The 6,966-nt window shown below is 73.9% G+C and carries 3 protein-coding genes; all 3 read left to right on the forward strand.

Translation table 11 applies throughout. The features are described 5' to 3' along the window. The first annotated feature begins 18 nt into the window (after positions 1-18). Positions 19-2,637, forward strand: a complete 2,619-nt coding sequence (locus AC08OQ_RS03210; protein ID WP_476611891.1) for a bifunctional acetate--CoA ligase family protein/GNAT family N-acetyltransferase — start codon at positions 19-21, stop codon at positions 2,635-2,637. Positions 2,638-3,137: 500 nt separating this feature from the next. Beyond that, entirely contained in the window at positions 3,138-6,599 is a 3,462-nt protein-coding gene (locus tag AC08OQ_RS03215) for a SpoIIE family protein phosphatase (RefSeq protein ID WP_476599426.1), read from the forward strand. A gap of 193 nt (positions 6,600-6,792) precedes the next feature. Next, on the forward strand, positions 6,793-6,966 hold a 174-nt coding region (locus AC08OQ_RS03220; RefSeq protein ID WP_476611892.1), incomplete at its 3' end, for an ATP-binding cassette domain-containing protein.

Raw genomic sequence — 6,966 nt, forward strand, 5'->3', positions numbered from 1 at the left:
GAACCGGGTGAGCGCCGCGTGAGCACCGAGCCTCCGGTCGTCTATCCGGCCGAGTGGGAGGCCGACGTCATCCTCAGTGACGGCGGCACCGCCCACATCCGCCCGATCCTGCCGACGGACGGCCCGCTGCTGCGGACCTTCTGGACCCGGCTGTCGACCCAGTCGATCTACTTCCGGTTCTTCGCCGTGCGCCGTGCCCTGAGTGACGCCGACATCCACCGGATGACGACCGTCGACCAGCGGCTGCGCGGCGCCATCGTCGCAATGATCGGCGACGACCTGGTCGCGGTCTCCCACTGGGAGAGCACCGCCGCACGGCCGACCGAGGCGGAGGTCGCCTTCCTGGTGGAGGACGCCCAGCAGGGACGAGGGCTGGGTTCGGTGCTGCTGGAGCATCTTGCCGCCGCGGCCTGGGACCGCGGGATCCGCCGCTTCGACGCCGACGTGCTCGGGGAGAACCAGCAGATGATTCGGGTCTTTCTCGATGCCGGTTACACGGTCTCGAGGACCTGGGACTCGGGCGCGGTCCGGCTGTCCTTCGAGATCACCCCCACCCAGAAGTCGGTCGGGGTGATGCGGGCCCGGGAGCACCATGCCGAGGCCGCCTCGATCGGTCGGCTGCTGCATCCGCGCGCGATCGCCGTCATCGGTGCGGGGCGGTCCGCCGGGTCCGTGGGCAACGCGGTCCTGCGTCACCTGCTCGCCGGCGGCTTCGACGGCCCCGTCTACCCGGTAAACCCGGCCGCGGCCGCAGCCGGCGGCGCGGTGGCGTCGATCCAGGCCTACGCCGGCATCGAGGACGTGCCGCGTCCGGTCGACCTGGCCGTGGTGTGCGTGCCGCCCGCGCAGGTGCCTGACGTCGTCACCGCCTGCGGGCGGGCCGGGGTCTGGGGACTGGTCGTCCTCACCGACCAGCGCGACGCCGCCGCAGACGCGGCCCTGGTGGCCGAGGCCCGGGCGGATGGCCTGCGGGTGGTCGGCCCGGCGAGCATGGGCATCCAGAATCCGGCGGCGGGGTTGAACGCCTCGATGGTGCCCCGGATGCCCCCGGCCGGCCGCATCGGCTGCTACTCCCAGTCGGGTCCGTTCGGCGGGGCCATCCTGGCGGCGGCGGCCGCGCGCGAGGTCGGTCTGTCGGTCTTCGTCTCCGCCGGGGACCGGGCCGACGTGAGCGGTAACGACCTGCTCCAGTACTGGGAGGAGGACCCCGGGACCGACGCGATGATTATGCATCTGGAGACCTTCGGTAATCCCCGCAAGTTCGCCCGGCTGGCCCGGCGGGTGGGTCGGCGTAAACCGGTGATCGTCGTGTACTCCGGCCGTTCGACCCTTGACGACGCGCTTCTGCGGCAGGCCGGGGTGATCGGCGTCGACCGGGTCTCCCAGGCGTTCGACGTCGCGCTGCTGCTCACCACGCAGCCGCTGCCTGCGGGCGGTCGGGTCGCCGTCGTCGGCGACTCCCGGGCCCTGGTCCGGCTGACGGCCCGTGCCGCCGACGCGGCCGGGCTCAGGGTCGAGGAGGTGCTCCTCCCGGTTGGCAGCTCCCCCGGGGACCTCACCCGGGCGTTGACCTCCGCGGCGGACCGGGCGGATGCGCTGATCGCCACGCTGGTCCGGCTGCCGCCGTCCCCGGCCGGGCCGATCGCGGCGGCCGCCGCCGCGGCTGCCGCGACCATCAAGATCCCGGTTCTCGCCGCCGTGCAGGGGGGCGAGATGCCCGGCGAGCTCGCCGGCATTCCGGCCTATTCGTCGCCGGAGGCGGCCGTCGCCGCGCTGCGCCGGGTGGTGGGCTACGCCCAGTGGCGGGCACGCCCGATCGGCACCGTGCCGACGACGGCGGTGCGGGCAGACGAGGCGCGTTCGCTCGTCGCCGGACTCACCGGTCGCCTTCCGGAGGATCAGGCCGCCGCCCTGATGGACTGCTACGGCGTCACGGTGGAGCCGGCCGTCCTGGTGACGTCCCCGCGCCGGGCCGTCGAGGCGGCGGGCCAGTGCGGCTATCCGGTGGCGCTCAAGGCGCGGTCGCGACCCTACCGGCATTGTCCGGACCTGCGCGGTCAGCGTCTCGACCTGCCCGACGCGGCAGCCGTGCGGGCGGCATGGGCGTCGCTGCGCTCCCAGCTCGGGGTGGAGGTGCCGATTGTCGTCCAGCGGATGGCGCCGGTCGGCGTGCCGGTGGTCGTCGGTTCCGAGGAGCATCCCCGGTACGGTCCCCTGGTCTCGTTTGGCCTCGCGGGCCCCGCGACCGAGCTGCTGGGGGACCGCGCACACCACATCCTTCCCCTTACCGACGTCGACGCGGCGCGCCTCGTGCGTTCGGTGCGGGCGGCGCCGCTGCTGCTGGGATACCTCGGCTCGACGCCGGTCGACATCGCCGCGCTGGAGGACCTGGTCCTCAGGATCGCCCGGCTTGCCGACGACGTGCCGGAGGTGGTTCATCTCACGTTGGATCCAGTGATCGTGTCGACCGGGCGGGTGACCGTGCTGTCCGTGGAGATCGTCGCTGGGCCGTCGGCGCCCCGCGCGGACGTCGGACCTCGGCGGTTCTGGACACCGAACCGCCCGACTCCGGACGGGGCGACTACCCGGGGCGGTTCAGCACAACATGCGCACGCCGTCCACAATCGTCTCCCATGACGTCGCCGCACTCCGCGCAGCCGCCCGTCTGGCCCGCTTCCGGCGCATTCCCGATGCTCTCCCCTGATTCTGCGGGAGCTGCCGGGACGCCTGGTACCCCCGTAGAGGGGATGCCTGGGCAGGCGTCTCTCGTGCCGATGTACCGGCCGGCGAACGTCGGGCTGTCGGAGGCGCTGCCGGTGGATCTGGGGCCGGTGGGCGCGGGGCCCGCGGGTGCGCGCTTCTCCGTGAGCCCCCCGGGATCCGCCTCCTGGCCATCGGGCGTTGTTCCGTCCGGCCAGGGGGATGTCTCCCCGGGACCGACTCCGGTCACCCGGTCCCAAGGGGGACCGCCGGCCGGCCCACACACCAGCCCTGGCCCACACACCAACCCCGGCCCACGCGCGCATCCCGGCCCGAACCAGGTCCCCGGCCCTAAGCACGCTCCCGGCCCGGATACCGGCCCCCGTCAGGACCGGGGAGCCGGCTCCGAGCTACCCGAGCTACCCGAGGGCTGGCCCATGGTCGCCCGGCCGGCCGCTCCGGCCGTGACCGCCGAGCCGGTCATACGGGATGTCATCGACGGCACCGAGCCGCGCCGCACGCCGGATACGCCAGGGATGCGCCGGTCCGATCCGGCGGGGCTGCCGGGACCGGGCCGGGCCGGTTTTCCCCCGCCCGGACACGCCCCGGGAACCGACCCCGTGGCCACGTTCGTGATGCTAGACGCGCTGTTCGCGTGGGCCCCGGCCGGTCTCGCCCTGCTCGACCCGGCCGGGCGGTTCCTGCGGGTGAACGACACACTCGCCCGGTTCGACCGCCGGCCGGTCCACGAGCACCTCGGCCGTACCGTCTCCGAGCTCCTCGGCGACACCGGCCAGGAACTCGACGCTCTGCTGGCACGGGTGCTGCGCACCGGCGAGCCGGTGGTGGACCTGGAGGTCGTGGTCGCCACCGATGGTTCCGGACCGCCGCAGACGTGGCTCGCCAGCTGGTATCCGGTGAACGACCCTCAGGTCGGGCTGGTGGGCGTGGCGTTCGTCGCGATCGACGCCAGCGGGACGCGGGCGGTCGAGAGGGAGCGGGCGCGGGCCGAGGCACGCTACCTCGGTCTCGTGGACGCCGCCGCGATGGACGTGTTCCATGCCGAAGGCGACGGGGCACTCGATGCCGATCTGCCCCGTCTGCGGGCCTTCACCGGGCGGCATCCGGCGGAGCTGGCCGGGTTCGGCTGGCTCGGCGTGGTCCATCCCGACGACCGGGAGCGGGTCGGGCGCGCCTGGCGCGGGGCGATCGAGCACGGTGAGACCTTCGAGGCCGAGTTCCGGATCTCCGGTGGCGGAGGCGACCGCACCGCCGTGCGGGTGGTCGAGGCCCGCATCGTTCCCATGCCGGCGGCCGGCCGGCCGAACAGCCGGCCCGGCGAGTGGCTCGGGGTGATCCGCGATCTCACCGAGGTACGCGCCGCCGAGGCTGACCGGGCCACGGCCGACCAGCGGGCCCGGATCGCGACGGAACGGGCCGAACAGACCGCGACGTTGGCCGTGGCGCTCGCCCGGACCCTGACCGTGGACGACGTCGTCGCCACCGTCCTCGACGTCGGGGGACGGATGGCCGGGGCCGCCAGCCGGGGCGTCGCGCTCGTGGACGAGGCGCACGACCAGCTACTCTTCCACGCCCCGCCGGGTCCCGCCGACGGCCTCGCCCGATGGTCGGAGGTGGCGCTGGGCGCGGTACATCCGCTGGCGGAGGTCATGCGGGGCGGTCGTGCACTGTTTCTCGTCGACCGCGACGAGCTGCTCGCCCGCTGGCCGGTGCCGGAGGTCGCCGACGTCGCCGCCGCGGCGGGTGAGCACGCCTGGGCGATGCTGCCGCTGGCCGTCGGGGGCGGCGCACCCTTCGGCGTGGTGACCTTCGGGTTCCGCCAGGCGCGGGAGTTCACCGCCGCTGATCAGGCATCCCTCGTCGCGATCGCCGACGCCTGCGCGCAGGCCCTGGAACGGGCCACCGGCTACGAACAGCTCGCCGCCGACGCCGCGCGCGGTCATCGGACCCTGGCGGCGACGCGCGAGGCGCAGGCCGCCCTGGCACTCGCCGATCGACGCTTTCGGCTGCTGGAGCGAGCCACCGGGATCGTGGCCGCGGCCGTCGAGCCTCCCGTCGCCCTGCGCTCCCTGGCCGAGCTGATCGTCGCGGAGGTCGCCGACCTGTGTGTCGTCCAGCTTGTCACCGGCACGCCCGCTCCCGTCCCGGCGTCCTGGAGCGGTGCCGCGGTGCCCGTCCGGGACGGGGCTGACGCCGGGGACGCGGCCGGGGACAGAGCCGGGGACGGGGACAGAGCCGGGGACGCGGCCGGGGACAGGGCCGGGGCCGCGGGGGGCCTCGAGGAGACGGCGGGGGACCGGGCGGCCGAGCCGGTGCCCGAGCTGCATCCACTCGTTGTCGTGGCTCGTGACGGGCTCGGCACGGTGCCTCCGTTCGCCTTGGGGGCCGGCGCGGCGACGTCGCCGACGAGTCCGTTCGCCCGGGCCGCCCACCAGGGCGAGCGGCTGATCGCCGCACTGGCAGCGGGCGAGTGGGATCCGCCGGCCGACGCCGAGCGGTGGATCCGCCAGGTGGGGGCCCACACGATGGCTGTCGTACCCGTGGTACGGGTCGGCCACGTCGTCGCCGTACTGAGTGTGACTGCCGTTGCGGATCGACCTCCGTTCACCGAAGCGGATCTGCTCTTGCTGACCGAACTCGCCGCCCGGGTGGGGGTCGTCCTGGACCGGATCGATCGGGGGGCGGCCGAGCGCAGCAATGCGCTGGCACTGCGTGAGGCGTTGCGCGGTTCTCCGCCCGCCGTCCCGTCCGGGCTCGAGGTGGCCACCCGTTACCTGCCCGGCGGGGTCGGTGACGACGCCGGTGGCGACTGGTTCGACGTGATTGACCTGGGAGCCGGGCGAGTCGCCCTGATGATTGGCGACGTGATGGGCCGAGGGATCCGGGCGACCGCGGTGATGGCGCAGCTGCGCGCGGCGGCCCGCACCTGCGCCTGTCTCGATCTTCCCCCGGCCGAGGTGTTGACGCTGCTGGACGGCATCGTCGCGGACCTGCCCGGGGAGGAGATCGCCACCTGCATCTACGCGGTCGTCGAGATCGACAGCGGGGTGCTGACGCTGGCGAGTGCCGGGCACCCGCCGCCCCTGGTCGTCGCGCCGGACGGGCTGGTCTCCAGGCTCTACATGGCGGTGGGGTCTCCACTCGGGGTGGCCCGGTCGGACGTGACCGAGTACACGGTGCGACTGGGACAGGGATATCTGATCGCCCTGTTCACCGACGGGCTCGTCCGGGGACGTGCGCGCGACCTCGACGCCGGAGTCTCGCAGCTCGCGGCCGCGCTCGCCCGCACCAGCGACAGGTTCACCGCGAATCTGGACGACCTGGTCACCGCGGCGTGTGCCGGTCTCGGTCCCGCCGTCGCCCCCGGCCCGGTGGGTTCCGGGACGGTGGGTTCCGGGACGGCCGGGGGGACGATCGACGCGGCGGCGGCCGACGACGTCGCGCTTCTGTTCGCCCGGTTGCCCGGTGAACTGACGGCCGCGGCGGCCCTCCTGGACGCGACCTTCGACGGTGCGGCGAGCCTGCGCGCCGTGCGGGCCCAGGCCAGGCTCGCGCTGGAGAACGCGACGCTGGCCTCGGAGGTCGTCGACACCATCATCCTGGTGCTGTCGGAGTTGGCGAGCAACGTGGTGCGGCATGGTCGCCCACCACTGTCGGTGCGGCTGCGCCTGCTGGGCGACCGGGCCGTCGTGGAGGTCGCCGACGGTGGCGGCCGGGTGCTGCGGCGGCGCCATGCCGCGGCCGAGGATGAGGCCGGCCGCGGGCTCCACCTGGTCTCCCGGCTCGCCGTTCGGCACGGCGTCCGTCCGGTCGCCGACGGGAAGGCAGTGTGGGCCGAGATCGACCTGACCGGGACGACCCCGCCCGAACCGGCCTGACGCCAGGGCCATGGAGGGACAATTGCGTGGTCTGTTAGATATGTCTGATTTACCCCAGTCCGGCAGGTGAAATCCATCCGGACGGCCGGGGCGGGGTTGACCGGGTGGCGGGTTGACCGGGTGGCGGGCTGATACGGGTGGACCGGCCGTCCCGGCGGCATCGGGAAGTCTGGTGTCGCGTAACGTGAGCTGTATGCCGGACGCGGTGCTGCGCCTCGACAATGTCAATGTCGTGCGAGATGGGTCATACCTGCTCAGGAACGTGTCGTGGGCGGTGTTCCCCGGCCAGCGATGGGTGGTCCTCGGTCCCAACGGCGCCGGGAAGACGACCCTGCTGCAGGTGGCCTCGGGCCGGCTGTTTCCCACC

It is taken from the genome of Frankia sp. CcCS3, assembly GCF_977927575.1.

Excerpts from the sequence above, each read along its gene's own strand:
- AC08OQ_RS03215 (WP_476599426.1), top strand. The coding sequence starts at position 3,138 with ATGGTCGCCCGGCCGGCCGCTCCGGCCGTGACCGCCGAGCCGGTCATA.